The 17,523-nt window shown below is 72.2% G+C and carries 16 protein-coding genes; 8 read left to right on the top strand and 8 right to left on the bottom strand.

Annotation, left to right across the window (positions count from 1 at the left end; translation table 11 throughout):
* Positions 1-65 precede the first annotated feature (65 nt).
* From pgsA to ATL41_RS03095, 3 genes are all read left to right on the top strand, one after another.
* Positions 66-644 carry a CDP-diacylglycerol--glycerol-3-phosphate 3-phosphatidyltransferase gene (pgsA, locus tag ATL41_RS03105; protein ID WP_098457159.1) on the top strand — a complete coding sequence of 193 codons (579 nt, stop codon included), beginning with the start codon at positions 66-68 and terminating at the stop codon, positions 642-644.
* Positions 641-1,156, top strand: a complete 516-nt coding sequence (locus ATL41_RS03100; protein ID WP_098457158.1) for a CinA family protein — start codon at positions 641-643, stop codon at positions 1,154-1,156. The genes pgsA and ATL41_RS03100 overlap by 4 nt, the downstream gene beginning before the upstream one ends.
* Before the next feature lie 154 nt (positions 1,157-1,310).
* A complete protein-coding gene (locus ATL41_RS03095; RefSeq protein WP_098457157.1) occupies positions 1,311-1,637 on the top strand; it encodes a helix-turn-helix domain-containing protein in 327 nt (108 codons plus the stop codon).
* A gap of 22 nt (positions 1,638-1,659) precedes the next feature.
* Here ATL41_RS03095 and ATL41_RS03090 read toward each other — a convergent pair whose 3' ends face one another.
* Both ATL41_RS03090 and ATL41_RS03085 read right to left on the bottom strand, forming a co-directional pair.
* Entirely contained in the window at positions 1,660-2,457 is a 798-nt protein-coding gene (locus ATL41_RS03090) for a DNA-formamidopyrimidine glycosylase family protein (RefSeq protein WP_245854590.1), read from the bottom strand.
* Positions 2,444-7,426: an Lhr family ATP-dependent helicase gene (locus tag ATL41_RS03085; RefSeq protein ID WP_098457156.1), complete on the bottom strand. Its 4,983-nt coding sequence runs from the start codon at positions 7,424-7,426 to the stop codon at positions 2,444-2,446. Before ATL41_RS03085 ends, ATL41_RS03090 begins: the two co-directional genes overlap by 14 nt.
* A 69-nt stretch (positions 7,427-7,495) precedes the next feature.
* Between ATL41_RS03085 and ATL41_RS03080 the strand changes: the two genes are divergently transcribed.
* From ATL41_RS03080 to ATL41_RS03065, 4 genes are all read left to right on the top strand, one after another.
* A complete protein-coding gene (locus ATL41_RS03080; RefSeq protein WP_098458898.1) occupies positions 7,496-7,729 on the top strand; it encodes a DUF3046 domain-containing protein in 234 nt (77 codons plus the stop codon).
* A gap of 207 nt (positions 7,730-7,936) precedes the next feature.
* A complete protein-coding gene (recA, locus tag ATL41_RS03075) occupies positions 7,937-9,037 on the top strand; it encodes a recombinase RecA (RefSeq protein WP_098457155.1) in 1,101 nt (366 codons plus the stop codon).
* Positions 9,038-9,087: 50 nt separating this feature from the next.
* Positions 9,088-9,627 (top strand): regulatory protein RecX, encoded by a 540-nt coding sequence (locus ATL41_RS03070; RefSeq protein WP_098457154.1) that lies wholly within the window; start codon positions 9,088-9,090, stop codon positions 9,625-9,627.
* A gap of 89 nt (positions 9,628-9,716) precedes the next feature.
* Positions 9,717-11,195, top strand: a complete 1,479-nt coding sequence (locus tag ATL41_RS03065) for an Rnase Y domain-containing protein (protein ID WP_098457153.1) — start codon at positions 9,717-9,719, stop codon at positions 11,193-11,195.
* Between the two features lie 31 nt (positions 11,196-11,226).
* Here ATL41_RS03065 and ATL41_RS03060 read toward each other — a convergent pair whose 3' ends face one another.
* From ATL41_RS03060 to ATL41_RS03045, 4 genes are read right to left on the bottom strand one after another with little or no spacing between them, the layout of a single operon-like run.
* Entirely contained in the window at positions 11,227-12,087 is an 861-nt protein-coding gene (locus ATL41_RS03060) for an amino acid ABC transporter permease (protein ID WP_098457152.1), read from the bottom strand.
* On the bottom strand, positions 12,084-12,785 hold the full coding sequence (locus ATL41_RS03055) for an amino acid ABC transporter permease (protein ID WP_143556555.1): 702 nt from the start codon (positions 12,783-12,785) through the stop codon (positions 12,084-12,086). Before ATL41_RS03055 ends, ATL41_RS03060 begins: the two co-directional genes overlap by 4 nt.
* A 58-nt stretch (positions 12,786-12,843) precedes the next feature.
* Positions 12,844-13,650 carry a glutamate ABC transporter substrate-binding protein gene (locus ATL41_RS03050; RefSeq protein ID WP_098457151.1) on the bottom strand — a complete coding sequence of 269 codons (807 nt, stop codon included), beginning with the start codon at positions 13,648-13,650 and terminating at the stop codon, positions 12,844-12,846.
* Positions 13,651-13,694: 44 nt separating this feature from the next.
* The gene (locus ATL41_RS03045; RefSeq protein ID WP_098457150.1) at positions 13,695-14,501 is read right to left on the bottom strand and encodes an amino acid ABC transporter ATP-binding protein; all 807 of its coding nucleotides are present in this window, start codon (positions 14,499-14,501) and stop codon (positions 13,695-13,697) included.
* Between the two features lie 150 nt (positions 14,502-14,651).
* Here ATL41_RS03045 and miaB point away from each other — a divergent pair, with 150 nt between their 5' ends.
* Positions 14,652-16,271 (top strand): tRNA (N6-isopentenyl adenosine(37)-C2)-methylthiotransferase MiaB, encoded by a 1,620-nt coding sequence (miaB, locus tag ATL41_RS03040; protein ID WP_098457149.1) that lies wholly within the window; start codon positions 14,652-14,654, stop codon positions 16,269-16,271.
* A gap of 185 nt (positions 16,272-16,456) precedes the next feature.
* Here miaB and ATL41_RS03035 read toward each other — a convergent pair whose 3' ends face one another.
* Positions 16,457-16,942 carry a YbjN domain-containing protein gene (locus ATL41_RS03035; RefSeq protein ID WP_098457148.1) on the bottom strand — a complete coding sequence of 162 codons (486 nt, stop codon included), beginning with the start codon at positions 16,940-16,942 and terminating at the stop codon, positions 16,457-16,459.
* Positions 16,939-17,514, bottom strand: a complete 576-nt coding sequence (locus tag ATL41_RS03030) for a type III secretion system chaperone family protein (protein WP_098457147.1) — start codon at positions 17,512-17,514, stop codon at positions 16,939-16,941. The genes ATL41_RS03035 and ATL41_RS03030 overlap by 4 nt, the downstream gene beginning before the upstream one ends.
* Between the last annotated feature and the right edge of the window lie 9 nt (positions 17,515-17,523).

Below are 17,523 nucleotides of genomic sequence, written 5' to 3'. Positions count from 1 at the left end.
GACACTAGCGCGACCAGGGCGCGCCCCGCGACGACCGCCCTGCGCCCAGGACCTATCCTGGGTGCGTGCCGACTACGACGACGCCGTGGCGCCAGCAGTGGAACCTTCCGAACGCGATCACGGCCACCCGGATCGCAACCGTCCCCTTCTTCGTGTGGGCGTTGCTCGTCGACGGGGGAGCGTCGGAGACGTGGCGCTGGGTCGCGACGGCGATCTTCGCGGTCTCGGCGAGCACGGACAAGCTCGACGGCTACCTCGCGCGACGGCGCAACCTCGTGACCGACCTCGGGAAGCTGCTCGACCCGATCGCCGACAAGGCGCTCGTCGGCACCGCGCTCGTCGGGCTGTCGATCATCGGGGAGCTCTGGTGGTGGGTCACCGCGCTCATCCTCGTCCGTGAGCTCGGCATCACCGTCATGCGGTTCTTCATGCTCCGGTACGTCGTCCTCCCAGCCTCTCGCGGGGGCAAGCTCAAGACCGTCCTCCAGTCGGCTGCGATCGTCGCGCTGCTCGCGCCGGCCTGGGTGCTGCCCGGGTTCGTCCACGTCGTCGGTGTCGTCCTCATGGCCGCGGCCGTCGTCGTGACCGTCGTGACGGGCGTCGACTACCTCGTCCAGGCCGCCAGGCTCCGTCCGCGCCGATGACCCGCAGCCGCGCCGCCGAGCTCGTCGCCCTCGCCGGGGCGCAGGGGCGCACGCTCGCGGTCGCCGAGTCGCTCACCGGCGGGGCGCTCGCGAGCGCGATCGTGGACGTGCCGGGCGCGTCGGCGGTCTTCCGCGGGGGAGTGGTCGCGTACGCGACGGACCTCAAGGCGAGCGTCCTCGGCGTCGACGCTGACCTGCTCGCGCGGGAAGGGGCCGTGCACCCGGACGTCGCGGAGCAGATGGCGACGGGCGTCACGCGCGTCGCGGGAGCCTCCGTCGGGCTCGCGACGACGGGCGTCGCGGGACCGGAGCCGCAGGACGGCCAGCCGGTCGGCACGGTGTTCGTCGCCGCGGCCTTCGACGGCTCCCCGACGGTGCGCCGCCTGTCTCTCGACGGCGACCGGGCGACGATCCGGGCAGCGGCCGTGGCTGCCGCGATCAGGCTGGCGCTCGAGGTGCTCGGAGGCCAGGACCCGGGGGCGGGAACAAACGAGGCCCCTGGCGAGTTGTGACGAGTGTGCGGGTGATTCCCAAGGATCGTCGATTTGCCGAGGTGCTTATCGGCTCTCGGCGGTACCGTAGAACCACCAGCCGGACCAACGTCGCTACGAACGGCGGTGCACAGCACCGAACGCGGGCGGCCGAGAAGCAGAGAGGGGGCGTCAGATGATTGTCCTACGACGAGAGATCGGGGACGTGTTGCGCGATGCGCGCCAGCGGCAAGGGCGAACCCTCCGTGAGGTGTCCTCGTCGGCACGTGTGTCCCTGGGTTACCTGAGCGAGGTCGAGCGAGGGCAGAAGGAAGCGTCCTCAGAGCTGCTGGGCTCCATCTGCGAGGCGTTGGACCTGCCGCTGTCGCTCGTGCTCCGCGAGGTCAGCGACCGGGTCGCGGTCGCCGAGGGACTGCTCATCCCGGACACGGTGCCGGACGAGTTCGCCACGGCGGTCGACAGGTTCCCGAGCTCCCCGCGAGAGCTCACCCCGGTCGGCTGAGCCGACCGTACCGGTGCGGCCGTCAGGCCCACCGAGCCTGCTCGCTCTGACACTGCGGGCAGAAGAAGATCGGACGTTCGTAGGGCGGCCTGCGGGCCTGTCGCACGGTGATCGCCGTGCCGCAGCGCACGCACGGCCGCCCTGTGCGTGCGTGGACCAGCTTCTTCCTGGCGCCCAGCCCCTCGGCGACCGCTCTGCGCATGAGGTCCTGAGCCGTCGCGAGGACGAGCACGAGCCGATCTTCGGGTATCGCGGCGAGCGGCGTCCACGGGTGCACGCGCGTGACGAAGAGGCTGTCCGAGGCGTAGAGGGTGCCGATGCCCGCGACCCGGGTCTGGTCGAGGAGAGCCTCGGCGACCGGGGTCTGCGGTCGGTCTCCGAGAAGGTGCTCGCGCACGAGGTCGACGTCGACGACGAGGTCGTCGTCGAGCAGGTCAGGGCCGAGATGCCCGATCAGGACGTGCTCGTCGCGGGTGCGGACGACGTCGAGCATCCCCAGGCGGTGGCCGATCGCCGTCCAGGTGTCGTTGCCGAGGACCGCCCGGACGTACGGCGACCTGCCGCGCGCCTGGGCGGAGCCGGTCCGGGCGACGCGCCACGATCCCTCCATGCGCAGGTGCGTCCTGAGGGTCCAGCCGTGGTCCGTCCGTACGAGCAGGTGCTTGCCGTACGCGACGACCTCGGTGACGACCGCTCCGAGGAGCGTCGCGTCGTCGACCCCGGGCCAGCGCAGGTCGACACGCGTGAGAGTGCTCCCGGCGAAGGCCTGGTGGAGCCGGGCGGCGGTGAGGCGCAGGACGTCGCCCTCAGGCACGAGCACCTCCGGCGGCTACGCGCAGACCGCGCGGCGTGACGGCGAAGCCGGCGCCGACGAGTGCGTCGAGCGCCGGGCCCGATGCGCCGAACACGTCGTGGCTGTCGACCCTGCTGAGACTGATGCGCCCGAGGCGACCGTCGCGGACCGCGCCCGCGAGGGCTGCTGCGCCTGCCGCGAGCAGGTCGCCGTCGGCCGAGAACGACAGCGCGGTGCGGCCTCCCCTCTCGACGAACCAGACGAGGTCCCCGTCCACGATCACCACGACGGCGCCCGCCTTGCGGCCCGGGCGGTGCGAGACGCCCTCGCGCGGCGCCGGCCACGGAAGCGCAGCACCGTACGGGTTGGCGGGGTCCGTCGCGGCGAGCACGAACGTGGCCCGCGCGGACGGCTCCGGGACGCCGCGCTCGGCGGCCCGCTCGAGGTCGCGCGAGTCCTGCCGCAACGTGTCGACAGCGCCCGGGACCGCGAACTGCGTGCCGCCGAGGTGCTCGACGAAGTATCCGCGCCGCGCCTCGCCCTGGGACTCGAGGGCTCCGAGCACACGGAAAGCGCCGCCGATCTGCGCGCTGCTGACCTGCTCGGCAGCGGCCAGCGCGCGCGTGACGACGCCGTGCCGCTCGAGCAGCACCGTCGCGAGCGCATGGGCGCGCACGGTCGGGTCCTGCTCGGGCTGCGGCAGCAGGGACCAGCGGCCACCGCCGTGGAGCGGGCCGACGCTGCCGGCGCGGCTCGCCGCAGCGAGCGCCGCGAGGCCGGTCCGGCCGCGGCGCACGGGTCGCGCGGTCCGCGAGCGGCTCGGTGTGCGTGTCCGGCTCGGCCCGAGAAGCTCGCGGACGGGACCGAGCGAGTCGTTCGTGACGCGTCCGGCCCACACGAGCTCCCACAGCGCGTCTCGGACGGCCGCGGTGAGGTCGACCGGGAGCTCGGTGCCCTCGCCCGCGTCGCGGACCCGGTCGACGAGCCGGTCGAGGAAGAACGCCCCCGCGCCGTCGAGAGCCGCGAGCACGAGCCTCTCGACCCGTCTCGCGGCGGCTGTCTCCTCGTCGCCGCTCGTGCCGTCGGCCCCCGGTACGGAGGGGTCGTCGGCGTCCTGGACGGCGGTCCACGGCAGCGTGAGGTGCGCCGTGTCGGCGAGGTGCAGGGACACGAGGCCGTTGCCCGCCGTACGGCTCGAGCCGGGGAGGGACGAGTGCCCGCACCACAGCACCTCGCCCGAGGTCGTGAGCTCGTCGAGCATGCTCGGCTCGTAGTCGACGACGCGCGCCGGGAGGATGTGCGACTCCAGGTCGCTCGCCGGGACCGGTGCCCCGACGAGCTGCTCGATCGCCGAGAGCAGTCCTGCGCGGCCGCGCAGCGCGCCCACGCGCTGCCACCGGGGGAGGAACACCCCGAGCGTCCGCGGTGGCACGGGCTCGACCTCGGCGCGCAGCGCGGCGAGCGAGCGGCGCCGCAGGACCCGCATGACGTCCCGGTGGCAGTGCTCGAACCCGGTGCCTCCGAGCGCTTCGGGCAGGAGGCGCCCCGACACGAGATGGCCTGCGGCGCTCAGCCTGGCGAGGGTGTCGTCGACGACGGCAGGCGGCAGTCCGAGGCGCGTGCCGACCTCGGACGCGGGGAACGGCACGTGCGTGCGCGCGTGCCGGAGCACCAGGTCGCCGACCGGATCCGGGACGGGCGTGGTCAGGTCGCTGGGCAGGCCCACGGGCAGCGGCGCGCCGAGCCCGTCGCGCAGGCGCGCGGCGTCCGTCGTCGCAGCCCAGACGGGGTCGGGGGTGGTGACACCGGGCAGGCGGGTGCTGAAGACCTGGCGTGAGGCCTCGAGCGCGGCGAGCCAACGGGGCGCGTGGTCCCGGACGTCTGGGAGGGTCCGTTCCTCGATCTCCGCGAGCGTGAGCGGACCGAGCCTGCGGAGCATGTCGAGCACGTCGTCGGCATGCCGTGCCTGGCGGTCCGGGGTCAGCCCCGCGAGCTCGGCCGCCGTTCGCGCGACCGCGTCGACGTCGAGGAGGTCGGCGACCTGAGCCTCCGCGGTGCGGCCGAGCAGCTCGTCGAGGAGGTTCGGGTCGAGCGTGAGCGCGGCCGCGCGGCGCTCCGCGAGCGGCGCGTCGCCGTCGTACAGGAACTGGGCCGTGTAGCTGAACAGGAGCGACTGCGCGAACGGCGACGGCGAGGGCGTGTCGACGTGCACGACGGTGACCTCGCCTGCGGCGACCGCGCGCATGAGGTCGACGAGCGCCGCGACGTCGAAGTCGTCCTGGAGGCACTCACGGACCGCCTCGAGGACGATCGGGAACTGGTCGTGCTCGGACGCGACGGCCAGGAGCTGGGCGCTGCGCTGCCGTTGCTGCCACAAGGGCTGGCGGCGGTCGGGGGAGCGGCGCGGGAGCAGCAGAGCGCGGGCGGCCGCCTCCCGGAAGCGCGACGCGAACATGACAGACCCGCCGAGGTGGTCGCGCACGAGGCGGTGCACCTCCTCGGGGTCGAGCATGAGGTCGTCGACGAGGTCGGGAGCCTCGGACGTGTCGGCCCAGCGGGGCCCCGACGGGTCGTGGCGGACGGGGGCGGTCGGGCCGTCGTCGGGCAGGCGCAGCACGATGCCGTCGTCAGCGTGCATCGCCGCGACGTCGACCCCGAGGCGCTCACGCAGCCTGGCCGCGAGCACGAGCGCCCACGGCGCGTGCACCCGCGCGCCGTAGGGCGAGTGGACCACGATGCGCCAGTCCCCGAGCTCGTCGCGGAAACGCTCGACGACGATCGTCCGGTCGTCGGGCACCGTGCCGGTCGCGTCACGCTGCTCGTCGACGTACGTGAGCAGGTTCGTCGCGGCCCAGGGGTCGAGACCCTGCGCCTCGAGCGCCCCGAGGCGCGGGTCGGTCGGCGTGCCGGTGGCGCGCTCGCGGTCGCGCCGCGTGGGTGCGGCAGGCAGCGAGCGGACCCACGCGCCGAGCGCGCGCCCTAGGTCGGCGGGGCGCCCGGGAGCGTCGCCCTTCCAGAACGGGAGGCGCCCGGGGAGGCCTGGGGCGGGAGAGACGAGCACGCGGTCGGGGGTGATCTCCTCGATGCGCCACGTGCTCGACCCGAGCGTGAACGTGTCGCCGGCGCGGGACTCGAAGACCATCTCCTCGTCGAGCTCGCCGACACGTCGCCCGCCGCGAGCACGCACGGGAGCCTCGTCCGCGTGGACGCCGTCGTCCGCGCCCGCGCCCGCCGAGCCGGAGGACGCGGCGAGGAAGACGCCGTACAGGCCTCGGTCGGGGATCGTGCCGCCGCTCGTCACGGCGAGCCGTTGCGAGCCCGGACGAGCGGTGAGCACGTCCGTCGCTCGGTCCCACGTCAGCCGCGCGCGCAGCTCGCCGAACTGCTCGCTCGGATACCTGCCGGAGAGCATGTCGAGGACCGACCGGAGCGCCGAGTCCGGGAGCTGGGCGAACGGCGCGCTGCGACGGACCGTCGCCGCGACGTCGTCGAGCGTGCGGTCCTCCATCGCGACCATCGCCACGATCTGCTGCGCGAGCACGTCGAGCGGGTTGCGCACCGGCTGGAGCGACTCGATCTGGCCATCGCGCATCAAGGTCGCCGTCACCGTCGCGGGGACCAGGTCGCCGCGGAACGTCGGCAGGACGATGCCGTGGCTCGGGGCGCCGACCTGGTGCCCCGCCCGACCGACCCGCTGGAGGCCGCTCGCGACGGACGGCGGCGAACCGACCTGGATCACCAGGTCGACCGCCCCCATGTCGATGCCCAGCTCGAGCGAGCTGGTCGCGACGACGACCGGCAGCCGACCCGCCTTGAGCTCGGTCTCGGTGAACGTGCGTTCCGCGCGGGACATCGAGCCGTGGTGCGCGCGGGCGAGGACGCCGCCTGCTCCGGCCGCGGTGCCGGACTGGCCTGGGACGGCCGCCGGGTGGGTCGCACCAGGGTCCGGGACCGTCTCGCCCTGGCGTTCCGCCCAGATCTCGTTGAGGCGCGCGGTGAGCCGCTCGGCCGTGCGCCGGGAGTTGGTGAACACGATCGTCGAGCGCCGCTCCTGCGCGAGGTCGACGATGCGCTCCTCGACGTGCGGCCAGATCGACGGGCGGTTGAGCGGCCCTGCCGCGGCGCCCGAGAGGTCGACGACGTCGGGCCCCGTGTCCGCGGTCGGGCGCGTCAGGTCGGTGAGGTCCTCGACGGGGAGGACGACGTCGACCTCGACCTGCTTGTGCGCGGGCGGCTGGACCACCGTGACGGCACGCCCGCCGTCCTCGGGCGCTCGGTGGCCTGCGAGCATCTCCGCGACGACGGCGACCGGTCGCGCCGTCGCGGACAGCCCGACCCGCTGCGCGGGTCGGTCGAGCAGGTCGTCGAGCCGCTCGAGCGACACCGCGAGGTGCGCGCCGCGCTTCGTCCCGGCGACGGCGTGGATCTCGTCGACGATCACGGTGCCCGTGCCGCGCAGCCCTTCGCGCGCGTTGGACGTGAGCACGAGGAACAGCGACTCGGGCGTCGTGATGAGGATGTCGGGCGGCCGCACGGCGAGCCGACGACGCTCGGCGGGCGGGGTGTCCCCGGTGCGGACCCCGATCGTCAGCTCGGGGACGGTCAGGCCGAGGCGCTGCGCGGCGTGGCTGATCCCCGTGAGCGGCGCGCGGAGGTTCCGTTCGACGTCGGCCGCGAGGGCCTTGAGCGGCGACACGTAGACGATGCGGTCCTGGACCAGGTCGGCGGCTCCCGCGGCTGGCTCCTCGTCGCGCCCGCGGGTCAGGAGCCGGTCGATCGACCACAGGAACGCCGCGAGCGTCTTGCCCGATCCGGTCGGCGCGACGACGAGAGCGTGGTCGCCTGCGTCGATCGCCGCCCACGCTCCCGCCTGGGCAGCGGTCGGGGCCGCGAAGGCGCCCTCGAACCACGCGCGGGTCGCCGGGTGGAACCCCGCGAGGGCGTCCGCGTCCGACGGGGCCGCTGCAGGCTCGCTCGTGGCACCGGGACGGGTCATGCAGGCCATTGTGTCCTTCACCACCGACAGCGGCATGGCGGCGTCCTCGACGCGTGGCAGGCTTGGGTGGTGCGCTACCGCGAGTTCTGGGACCTGGTCGACGACGTCTTCGGCCGCGCCTACGGGCGTTCGATCACGGGCGACCAGGTGCTGCCCGCGCTCCATGACCGGACGGCGGTCCAGGCCCTCGACGACGGCGAGGAGCCGCGGGTCGTCTGGCACGCGCTGTGCGACGCGATGACCGTCCCGGAGGGCAAGCGCTGGGGTACGGACCCGCACCGGCAGGCGCCACCGCGTCGTTGAGCCTCGCGACACGCCGGGGGAGAACCCCGTCGCCTCTCGAACAGATGTTCGGTATCGTCTGTCCCCAGAGACGTCGGCACGTCTCGGGACGCACCGGCACCACCCCGTCCTGCGACGGTGTCAGAGGTCGGTCCTAGTGTCGGCACGACATCACGCACGACCGAAGACGCGCGGCCAGCAGGTCGCCCGAGCACAGAGGTGACAGCCATGGCAGCTACCGCTGACCGCGAGAAGGCGCTCGAAGCAGCGCTCAGCCAGATCGACCGCCAGTTCGGCAAGGGCTCGGTGATGCGTCTCGGTGACGACAACCGTCCCGCTGTCGAGGTCATCCCGACCGGTTCCATCGCGCTCGACGTCGCGCTCGGCATCGGCGGTCTCCCGCGCGGCCGCATCGTCGAGATCTACGGCCCCGAGTCCTCGGGAAAGACGACCGTCGCGCTGCACGCCGTCGCCAACGCCCAGCGCGCAGGCGGCATCGCCGCGTTCATCGACGCGGAGCACGCGCTCGACCCGGTCTACGCGCGCAAGCTCGGCGTCGACACGGACGCGCTGCTCGTCTCGCAGCCGGACACGGGGGAGCAGGCCCTCGAGATCATGGACATGCTCATCCGCTCGGGTGCGATCGACATCATCGTGATCGACTCCGTCGCGGCGCTCGTCCCCAAGGCCGAGATCGAGGGCGAGATGGGTGACAGCCACGTCGGCCTCCAGGCCCGCCTCATGTCGCAGGCCCTCCGCAAGATCACGGGTGCTCTGAGCTCCTCGGGCACGACCGCGATCTTCATCAACCAGCTCCGCGAGAAGATCGGCGTGTTCTTCGGCACGCCCGAGACGACGACCGGTGGCAAGGCGCTCAAGTTCTACTCGTCCGTGCGCCTCGACATCCGCCGCATCGAGACCCTCAAGGAGGGCACCGACGCCGTCGGCAACCGCACTCGCGTCAAGGTCGTCAAGAACAAGATGGCGCCGCCCTTCAAGCAGGCGGAGTTCGACATCCTCTACGGCGTCGGCATCTCGCGCGAGGGCAGCCTGATCGACCTCGGCGTCGAGCACGGCATCGTGCGCAAGTCCGGCTCGTGGTTCACGTGCGACGGCGACCAGCTCGGCCAGGGCAAGGAGAACGCCCGCTCGTTCCTCCGGGACAACCCCGAGCTCGCCGCCGACATCGAGCGTCGCATCCTCGAGAAGCTCGGCATCGTGCCCAGCACCGAAGAGCCGGCCGCTGCTGACGCTCCGGGCGACACGGTCGCCGACGCGCCAGCCGCGAAGGCCACCAAGGCGTCGAAGAGCAAGAAGGTCGACTTCTGACGCGCCCGCCCGCACAGACGCGTCGCCCCGCACGCCGGGGCGGCGCGTCCGTGCGTGCGCAGGAGGATCCGTGGGCGGGCGCCCCTGAGCCGGAGGGCGTCACCTCGGCCGCACCGGACCCGGAGGAAGAACGCGAGCGTGCCCGCGAGTACGTGCTGCGCGCCCTGACCGCGTCCGCGAAGAGCCGCTCACGCCTCGCTCAAGGGCTCGCCGACCGCGACGTCGACCCCGAGATCGCCGACGAGGTGCTCGACCGCTTCGAAGAGGTCGGGCTGATCGACGACGTGCAGTACGCACAGACGCTCGTCCGCACCCGTTTCGCGGAGCGCGGGCTGTCCCGCCGGGCTCTCGCAGCCGAGCTGAGGACGAAGGGCATCGACGAGACGGTCGCGCGTGAGGCGCTCGACCAGGTCGACGACGACGCCGAGCTCGACGCCGCACGACGTATCGCCGCGACGCGAGCGGCCAGGATGACGGCGCTCCCCGCGGACACGCGCCGCCGACGGCTCGCAGGCTTCCTCGGACGCAAGGGCTACTCGTCGAGCGTGGCCATGCAGGTGATCCGTGAGATCGTCGAGGACGAGGACTGACGCCGACACGCGGGACACGGTCGTCACAGGTCGCGTCCGTTTGAAAGGATGGGCACGTCAGGTCAGGGATCGCACGATGAGGGAGGGCCATGGGAACGGCCGAGACGAGCTTCCTGCTTCTCGTCCTGCTCGGCGCCTGTCTCGTCGCACTTCTCCTCGTCCTCGTCGCCCGCCGCGAGGCCGAAGCGGTCCGTGAGCAGGCGCGCGAGTATGCCGCCTCCGTCCGCGAGGCGGTGACCTCACAGGCCAAGGACGTCGCCAGCCGCGACGAGCGTGTCACCGAGCGAGAGCGCGGTGTCGAGGTCGAGAAGCAGCGGCTCGCTGGGACCGCGTCCCGCCTCGAGACCGAGCGGGCCGAGCTCGATGCGCTCCGCGAGCAGGCCGAGCTCGAGCGCCGGCGTCTCGTCGCGCTCGAGCGTCAGATCGATCAGCAGCTCGCCGAGACCGCCGGGCTCACCGTCAGCGATGCCCACGAACGGCTCGTGCGCCGCCTCGTCGACGACGCCCGCCAGGAGGCGCTCGACAAGGCGCGTCGCCACGAGGAACAGGTCCGCAAGGACTCCGAGTCCCGGGCGCGACGCATCATCGTCGACGCCGTCGGCCGCCTCGCACTGCCCACGAGCACCCAGGCGGCCGTTTCCGTCGTCCCGCTCCCGTCACCCGACCTCAAGGGACCGGTCATCGGCAAGGACGGCCGCAACATCCGCGCGTTCGAAGCGCTGACCGGCGTGACCATGATCGTCGACGACCAGTCCGACGACGTCGTGCTGTCCTGCTTCGACGCGGAGCGCCGCGAGGTCGCCCGTGTCGCTCTCGAACGGCTTGTCGCCGACGGGCGGGTCAACCTCGACCGCATCGAGACGGCCGTCGCCGAGGCGACCCGCGAGACCGCGGAACGCGTGCAGGCGAGCGGCCTCGCCGCCGCGCAGGACGCCGGCGTACGCGGCCTGCCGCCCGAGCTCCTCACGGTCGTCGGCCAGCTCGCCTACCGGGCGTCCGCCGGCCAGAACGTCCAGGAGCACCTCGTCGAGACCGCCCTGATCGCGGCGTCTGTCGCCGCCGACGTCGGAGCCGACGTCGAGAGCGCCCGACGCGCCGGGTTCCTCCACGACATCGGCAAGGGCGTCACGCGCCCCGAGGCCGGGACGCACGCCGCCGAGGGGGCGCGCCTCGCAGCACAGCACGGCGAGAGCCCCGTCGTGGTCAACGCGATCGCCGCGCACCACGACGAGGTGCCGACCGAGAGCATCGAAGCCGTGATCGTGCAGATCGCCGACGCGATCTCCGCCGCACGCCCAGGCGCACGGCGTGAGGACCCGAACGCCTTCGTGCGCCGCATGGAAGAGCTCGAGAAGCACGTCAGCGGGGTGCCCGGTGTCTCGAAGGTCATCGTCATGGCGTCCGGGCACGAGGTGCGCGTCGTCGTCGAGCCCGGCGCCGTGCCCGACTCCGCGCTGAGCGGGCTCGCGGACCAGATCGCCCGCGACATCGCCGACCGCGACCTCGTCCTCGGTCAGGTCACGGTGACCGTCGTTCGCGAGCTGCGCGCCCGCGCGACCGCTGGCTGATCGGACGACCGCCGACTGAGCCGGCGCACCGTCACTTCGTGCTGGTCACCAGTCCCGGGGCCTGAGGAGCCAGACGCCCCGACGTCCGGGACCGCAAGCGACGCGCCAGCCGGTCCGCGACCGCCGAGAGGGCGAAGTTGATCGTGATGAAGATCGCCGCGATCACCATCACGGCAGGGATGTAGTTCGAGAAGTTCGTCGCCACGTACTCCGCCTGGCGCAAGAGCTCCGCATAGCTGATCAGGTACCCGAGCGCCGAGTCCTTGACCACCACGACGAGCTGGCTCACGAGCGCCGGCAGCATCGCCGTGATGCCCTGAGGCAGCAGCACGCTGCGCAAGGTCTGACCGTGCGTCATGCCGACCGACAGCCCGGCCTCCCGCTGCCCCTTCGGCAGGGACAGCACGCCCGAGCGGACCAGCTCGGCGACGACGGAGCCGTTGTAGAGCGTCAGCGCCGTCACGACCGCCGTCAGCGCGAGGCGGTCGGACGGGACAAGGCGGTACACGATCAGCAGCTGGTAGACGAAGACCATCATCAGCAGGACGGGCACCGCGCGGAAGAACTCCACGATCGCGCCGCTCACGCCCCGCAGGACGCGGCTCTGCGACAACCGTCCGAGGCCGAACACGACGCCGAAGATCCCCGCGAAGACGACGGACCACGCGGCGGCCCCGAGCGTGCCGCCGATGCCTGGCAGCAGGTAGTCGGACCACACGTCGGACGTCAGGAACGGCTCCCACTTCGCCGCCGTCAGCTGGCCGCGGCGCTCGAGCACGAGGACGACCCACGCGAGGCCGCCGAGCAGGAGCAGGAGCGCGACGACGTTCGCGACGCGGAAGGCGCGCTTGGTCCGGGGGCCGGGCGCGTCGAACAGTGGGTTCACGTTCATCGGGTCACCGCCACTCGTCGGGACAACCAGGTCATGAAGACGCCCACGGGGAGCACGATGAGGACGAAGCCGACCGCGAAGATCCCGAACACCAGGAAGATCACGTCCGGACGGAACTCGATCATCTCCTTCATGACGTAGGACGCCTCGGCGACGCCGATCGTCGCGGCGACCGTCGTGTTCTTCGTCAGCGCGATCACGACGTTCCCGAGCGGGGCGATCGCCCCGCGGAAGGCCTGCGGGAGGATGACGAGCCGCAGGCTCTGGCCGAACGACAACCCGATCGACCGGGCCGCCTCGGCCTGCCCGGTCGGCACCGTGTTCACCCCGGAGCGCAGCGCCTCGCACACGAACGACGCGTGGTAGACGGACAGGCCGAGGACGGCGAGGCGGATGTTGTTGTCGACGATGAATGTCGACGACGAGCTGTCCGCGAGCACGATGCCGAGCTGCGTATACAGGCCGAGGGAGCAGGCGACCAGGATGAGCGTCAGCGGGGTGTTGCGGACGACGTTGACATAGATCGCGCCGCCGAGCTGCAGCGACGGGATCGGTGAGATCCGCATGACGGCGAGCACCGTCCCGATCGCGAGCGAGCCGATCAGTGCCATGCCGGTCAGGCGGAGCGTCATCGCGAACGCCCCGAAGATGTCGTACTGGGCGAAGAGCGAGGAGACGTCGGTCGAGAGCGTCGTCATCGATCACCTTGTCGGTCAGAGGGTGGGTGGGCGCGTCCCCGCGCCCACCCGGGGGAGATCAGCTGCAGGCGGCCGGGGTCGGCGGGTTCGCGGCGCTGGGGGTGTAGCCCTCCGCCGTGTTCGCGTCCACGGCCTTCTGCCAGGAACCGTCGCTGATCATCTTCGAGATCGCGTCGTTGACCTTCTGGCACGTGTCGTTGTCCTTCGGCAGGCCGACGCCGTACTGCTCCTCGGAGAACGGGTTGCCGACGACCTTGAGCTTGCCGGCGTTGGCCTCCTGGGCGGCGAAGCCCGCGAGGATGATGTCGTCGGTCGTCACGGCGTCGATCGTGCCGGCGACGAGCTGCTCGATGCACTTGGAGTACGTGTCGAACTCCTGGAGCTGGACGCCCGTCGAGTAGTCGTCCTTGACCTTCTGCGCCGACGTCGAGCCCTGGACCGAGCAGAGCTTCTTGCCGTCGAGGGTGTCGGGGCCGGTGATGTCGGTGTTGTCGGCGGCGACGAGGAGGTCCTGGCCGGCGATGAAGTAAGGGCCGGCGAACGCGACCTTCTCCTTGCGCGCGTCCGTGATCGAGTATGTCGCGAAGATCATGTCGACCTGACCGGACTGGAGCATGTTCTCGCGCTGAGGGGAGGGCGTCTCCTTGAACTCGATCTGGTCCTCGTCGTAGCCCAGCTCCTTGGCGACGTACCGTGCGACGTCGACGTCGAACCCCTTGTACTCCGAGCCGCTGCGCAGGCCGAGGCCCGGCTGGTCGAACTTGATGCCGATCGTGAGCTTGTCGTCGTCGGACGATCCGCAGCCGGTGAGCAGTGCTGCCAAGGCTGCTGCGGCCGTCCCGGCCGCGATGAGCTTCGTGCGCATGGTGTTCCTCCAGGGTCTCGTCACCCGCCGCGGTGCGGCGGGGGTCAGTGGGTGAGGATCTTGGACAGGAAGTCGCGGGCGCGGTCCGTGCGGGGCGCCGTGAAGAACGTCTCGGGGTCCGCCTCTTCGGCGATCTGGCCGTCGGCCATGAAGACGACGCGGTCGGCTGCTCGCCGGGCGAAGCCCATCTCGTGGGTGACGACGATCATCGTCATGCCGTCCTTCGCGAGGGCCACCATGACGTCGAGGACCTCGTTGATCATCTCGGGGTCGAGGGCGGAGGTCGGCTCGTCGAAGAGCATGACCTTGGGGCTCATCGCGAGGGAGCGCGCGATCGCGACGCGTTGCTGCTGGCCGCCCGAGAGGGCGGCAGGGAGCTTCTGCGCCTGGTTCTGCACACCGACGCGCTCGAGGAGCGCGAGCGCCTGCTTCTCCGCGTCGGTCTTCTTGATGCCGCGGGCCTTGACGGGGCCGAGGGTCACGTTGTCGAGGACGGACCGGTGGGCGAAGAGGTTGAAGGACTGGAAGACCATGCCGACGTCGGCGCGGAGACGGGCGAGCTCCTTGCCTTCCTGGGGGAGGACCTTGCCGTCGACGCGGATGGTGCCGGAGTCGATCGTCTCGAGCCGATTGATCGTGCGGCACAGGGTCGACTTGCCGGAGCCTGAGGGGCCGATGATGACGACGACCTCGCCACGGCGGACCTCGAGGTTGATGTCCTTCAGGACGTGGAGGTCACCGAAGTGCTTGTTGACGTCGACCAGCTCGACGAGCGGCGCGGAGTCGCGCGGGGACTGCCCGTCAGTGCCGGATGCATGCCGACTTGCCGGTGTTGTGCTGTTGTCCACCATTTCCTGACCGTAGGGTCTGGGCGTGACGAGCGCCACCCGAACGGGTCACGAAAAGGTATCGATCGGGTCATGGATGCAGGTCTCGTGCCATGGGCAGTGAGGCCTCGGGCGTGCCCGGGAGGGGGTCCCGCGCGCCGTAAACTGGGAGAGATGTCCACACGTACCGAGACCCCCGTCCTGCCCGCCGTCGACGCGACCGCCGACGTGCGCACCTATGCCGTGCGCACCCTCGGCTGCCAGATGAACGTGCACGACTCCGAGCACATGGCCGGGATGCTCGAACAGGCCGGCTACGTGCGCGCGTCCGCCGCGGACGAGGCAGCGAGCCGCGCCGACGTCGTCGTCATCAACACGTGCGCCGTCCGCGAGAACGCGGCGAGCAAGCTCTACGGCAACCTCGGCCAGCTGGCCGAGATGAAGCGGTCGCGCCCGGGCATGCAGATCGCCGTCGGCGGCTGCCTCGCGCAGAAGGACCGCGCGGGCATCGTCGAGCGGGCGCCGTGGGTCGACGTCGTCTTCGGCACGCACAACCTCGACGCCCTGCCGGTCCTGCTCGAGCGGGCGCGCCACAACGAGAAGGCCCAGGTCGAGATCGCCGAGTCGCTTCAGGTGTTCCCGTCGACGCTCCCGACGCGGCGCGAGTCCGTGTACGCGGGCTGGGTGTCGATCAGCGTCGGCTGCAACAACACGTGCACCTTCTGCATCGTGCCGCACCTGCGCGGCAAGGAGCGCGACCGTCGCCCGGGCCAGGTGCTCGCCGAGGTCGAGGCCCTGGTCGCTCAGGGCGCGATCGAGGTCACGCTGCTCGGCCAGAACGTCAACTCGTACGGCGTCGAGTTCGGCGACCGCGGCGCGTTCGCGAAGCTGCTGCGCGCGTGCGGTCAGATCGAGGGGCTCGAGCGCGTGCGTTTCACGAGCCCGCACCCCGCAGCCTTCACGGACGACGTGATCGACGCGATGGCGCAGACGCACAACGTCATGCCGCAGCTGCACTTCCCGCTGCAGTCCGGCTCGGACCGGGTCCTGCGCGCGATGCGGCGCTCGTACCGCTCGGAGAAGTTCCTCGCGATCCTTGACAAGGTGCGCGCGCAGCTGCCCGACGCCGCGGTGAGCACGGACATCATCGTCGGTTTCCCGGGGGAGACCGAGGAGGACTTCCTCGAGACGCTGCGCGTCGTCGAGGCTGCGCGCTTCACGAACGCGTTCACGTTCCAGTACTCCCCGCGCCCGGGCACGCCGGCGGCGGACCTGCCGGACCAGCTCCCGAAGGAGGTCGTCCAGGAGCGCTTCGAGCGCCTCGTCGCGCTCCAGGACCGGATCAGCGAGGAGGAGTCCGCCCGCCAGCTCGGCCGCACCGTCGAGGTGCTCGTCGGCGAGGGCGCAGGGCGCAAGGACGACGCGTCGCACCGCGTCACGGGCCGCGCCCGTGACAACCGTCTCGTGCACGTCGCGCTGCCCGACGGCGTGGCGCGCGTCGGCGGTGGCGCTGGCGCGGCGGACGCCCGCCTCGCCGAGGAGCTCGACCCGCGCCTGCCGCGGCCGGGCGACCTCGTCGTCACGCGCGTGACCCGCACGGCGCCGCACCACCTCGTCGCGGACCGCAGCGAGGTCGACGACGTCTACGAGGTGCGCCGCACGCGCGCCGGCGACGCCTGGGTCGCTCGCGAGCGCGCCCGTCTCGGGCTCGGCGGCGACGACCACTCGCACGGCGCCGCGCCCGCCTCGGTGGGCCCGATCACGCTCGGCCTGCCCACGGTCCGCCGCGCCTGACCTCCGGCAGCGCCCGCGGTGCTGCGGGTCAGGGCGGCACGGTCCGCGCCGGGTGCTCGGCCGCCCTGCACGCCGACGTCTGACGCTCGGCGCCAGGAGGTCGGCGCCAGGACGTTGGCGCCAGGAGGTGGGCGCCATGAGGTAAGTGTCCGAACGCCGGTGCGCACCGGGAAGCGCGAACGGGCTCAGCCCGCGTCGGGAACGTCGGGCGGCGGCAGCGTCGCGGCGACGTGGTCGAAGAGCTGCAGCGTCGTCGCGAGGCCCGTCAGGACGAACCTCGCCAGCTGGTCGTCGGTCACACCGTGAGCGAGGTCGGTCGACCACTCGCCGTACAGGGCGAGCCGGCCGCCCTCCTCGCGCACGTAGGCCTTGGGCCAGAACCGGTCGCGGTTCCAGCCGTTGACGACGTGCAGCAGCGAGGTGCGGGCGTCGACGGGGGCCGTCGTCGCCCAGCGGCCCCGCACCTGGAGGACCTCCTCGAGCTCGCCCGAGACGATGATCCAGAACGGGTTGCCGTTCCAGCTCGCGGCGAGGTCGCCGTCGTCGTCCATGACGTGCTTGTAGCCCTCGCCGTCGAGGAACGCCGCGATGCGGGCGCGCGTCAACGGGATCGGGACAGGCCCGGACGGCTCCGGCTCGCCCGCACGACGGCGCAGCGGCAGGCCCTTCATGCGCCCGCCTCGAGGAGCGGGTCGGGGAACCGCGCGTCGAGCCCGGCGAAGAAGGTCGCGGTCGTCGCGAACGCAGAGCTGACGAGCTGGTTGAGCTGCGCGTCGTTGATGCCCGCGTGCAGGTCGTAGGCGTTCTCCGCGCGGACCAGGACGGCGCCGTCGTCGCGCACCTGGGCGTAGCACTTCGGCCAGAAGCGCTGCATGTTCCAGTCGTTGCAGAACGCGAGGATGTCGTCGAGGTGGTAGATCGACGCCTCGCGGTTCCACTGGCCGCGCACCTGCAGGATCGTGGGCGGGTCGCCGAGCGTCGAGAGGACGAACGAGCGCGTGCCCCACAGGGTGGTCAGCTCGCCGGTGCGGTCGGCGACGGAGAAACCGGCGCCGCGGCGGCGCAGGTCCTCCGCGACGCGGTCGATCGAGACCGGCCGCGGGAACACGGCGGGGTCCGTCGTCGTGGGGTGCTCGTCCGGAAGGTCGAGCGGGGACAGGGCGGGGCCGGCCGAGGGCTCCTGACCTGCGCCGTCGGGCTCCTCGGACGGCCCGCGGCGGGAGTCGCGCGTCCAGAAGGCCATGGTCGTCAC

Source organism: Flavimobilis soli (assembly GCF_002564025.1).
GTDB lineage: Bacteria > Actinomycetota > Actinomycetes > Actinomycetales > Cellulomonadaceae > Flavimobilis > Flavimobilis soli.
The sequence above is the reverse complement of the archived record's forward strand: the minus strand, read 5'-3'. Positions and strand labels throughout refer to the sequence as shown.